The sequence below is a fragment of the Streptomyces africanus genome (assembly GCF_002150735.1).
Classification (GTDB): domain Bacteria; phylum Actinomycetota; class Actinomycetes; order Streptomycetales; family Streptomycetaceae; genus Streptomyces; species Streptomyces africanus.
Genome location: NZ_MUKA01000488.1, coordinates 784 through 1,126, shown reverse-complemented (window position 1 = coordinate 1,126; position 343 = coordinate 784). Strand labels below are relative to the sequence as shown.

Here is a 343-nt window from a genome sequence, read left to right as displayed (position 1 = left end):
GTACGGCGTCCGCTCCGCCAGTTCCCGGGCCAGGTACGTCGCCACCGCGATGCCGGCCAGGTTGTCGTTGGCCAGCGACGGGTGGCAGACGTGGCAGGAGACGATCACCTCGTCGGGGACCTGCCCCGGGACCACGTGCTCGGCGTAGGTGAGATGGCCGTCGGCGAGGGTGGAGTCGATGCGGACCTCGTACTCGCCGTCGGGCATCGCGTCCAGGGTGTCCTGGGCCAGGCAGAAGCCCCACTCCGGCTTGTAGTAGCTGGTGCGGTACGGCACCCAACTCGGCTGGTCCGGCAGGGTGTGCAGGTGTTCCCGCAGCTCGGTCAGCGGCATGGTCGCCGAC

Annotated in this window: 1 protein-coding gene; it reads right to left on the bottom strand. The window is 70.0% G+C overall.

Annotation, left to right across the window (positions count from 1 at the left end):
• Positions 1 to 343: DUF2172 domain-containing protein (locus tag CCL05_RS46770; RefSeq protein ID WP_244204572.1), on the bottom strand; the 343-nt coding region annotated here is incomplete at both ends.